General features: G+C 37.0%; 1 protein-coding gene. It reads right to left on the bottom strand.

The features are described 5' to 3' along the window. The coding region (locus HP439_RS19020; RefSeq protein WP_172391898.1) for a S1 RNA-binding domain-containing protein at positions 1 to 1309 on the bottom strand (1309 nt) is incomplete at its 3' end. Positions 1310 to 1591 lie beyond the last annotated feature (282 nt).

The following is a 1591-nucleotide window of genomic DNA, read 5'->3' as shown; positions in this document are numbered from 1 at the left end:
CAACTGCAGATTGTTTCGATCCTACAGGGTAACGTTCTGTGATGTTTTTCCAAGGGTCAGGAGTCAATTGTTTGATACCCAAGCTCATTTTACGATCGTCGCGATCTAACGTCAAGATTTCTGCTTCGATTTCGTCACCTACTTTTAAGAACTCTTGTGGAGAACGCAAGTTTTGTGACCAAGACATTTCTGAAACGTGAATTAGACCTTCAACACCAGGAATGATTTCAAGGAATGCGCCGTAATCAGCTACGGTAACAATTTTACCTTTAACTTTAGAACCAACCGCTAAATCTGTGCTTAATGATTCCCAAGGGTGTTCTGATAATTGTTTTAAACCTAAAGCGATACGTTTTTTCTCATCATCAAAATCTAATACTACCACGTTAACTGTTTGGTCAAGTGCTAGTACCTCTTTTGGATGTTCAATACGACCCCATGAAATGTCTGTAATGTGAAGTAAACCGTCAACACCACCTAAGTCGATGAATACACCGAAGTCAGTGATATTTTTAACAGTACCTTCCAATACTTGTCCTTTTTCAAGTTTCGCAACGATTTCGGTTTTTTGGTTTTCTAAATCGTCTTCGATTAATACTTTGTGGGATACGACAACGTTTTTGAATTCATGGTTGATTTTTACCACTTTGAACTCCATTGTTTTACCAACATAGATATCGTAGTCACGAATAGGTTTGATGTCGATTTGAGATCCTGGTAAGAATGCCTCGACGCCTTTGATGTCTACGATTAAACCACCTTTAGTACGTGATTTAACGAAACCATCGATGATTGCATCGTTTTCTAATGCAGCATTGATAGCTTCCCAAGATTTTTGTGTTTTAGCACGTTTACGTGACAATACTAATTGACCGTTTGCATCCTCTTGTGATTCAACAAACACATCAACAGTGTCGCCAACTTTCAAGTCAGGTAAGTCGCGGAACTCAGAAAGTGCTACTAGCCCATCAGATTTAAAACCAACGTTCAAAACAACATCTTTGTTATTGATTGATACAACGATCCCTTCAATAATCTCACCTTGGTTGATTTGGTTGAATGTTCCTGCATACTGCTCTTCCAGTTTAGTGCGCTCTGTGTCACTGTAATTACCGAAAGCTTTTTCATCAAAGTCCCAATCGAAATCACCTTCTGGTGTACTCCAAGTGTTAGATTTGATCTCGTCGATTAGTTTTGAATCTGCTTCAGACTCGATTTGTTCAGTGTCTTTCACTACTTTAGTGTCAGCACCTTGTAGCTCTGCGTTTTTCGCCGCTAACTCTTTTTCTGCTTCTTGTTTTTTTGCCATTAATTAATTTATCTCCTTTTCCCTACATTGTAGGGACTGCAAAAATACGAAAAACTTTTATATACAAGAGATTAAGTTAAAAAAAGTGTGCGACTATTAATTCTTATTTTTTTCTTGGTGCTAGTTCGGTACTGTGGAAGAGGAAATATAAATGGAAAACACGGGATTACATTATAAATTTCTATAAAATTAAACAATCGAAGAATTGTAACATATTGTAATTTAAGTTATTGTAGTTTGTTATCTCTTTCTTGCTTTTTGAAAGAGTTGTAAAAGCGAGGT

Source organism: Sphingobacterium shayense (assembly GCF_013179575.1).
Classification (GTDB): Bacteria; Bacteroidota; Bacteroidia; order Sphingobacteriales; family Sphingobacteriaceae; genus Sphingobacterium; species Sphingobacterium shayense.
Note: the sequence above shows the minus strand (reverse complement) of the source record. Positions and strands in the feature narration are given on the sequence as shown.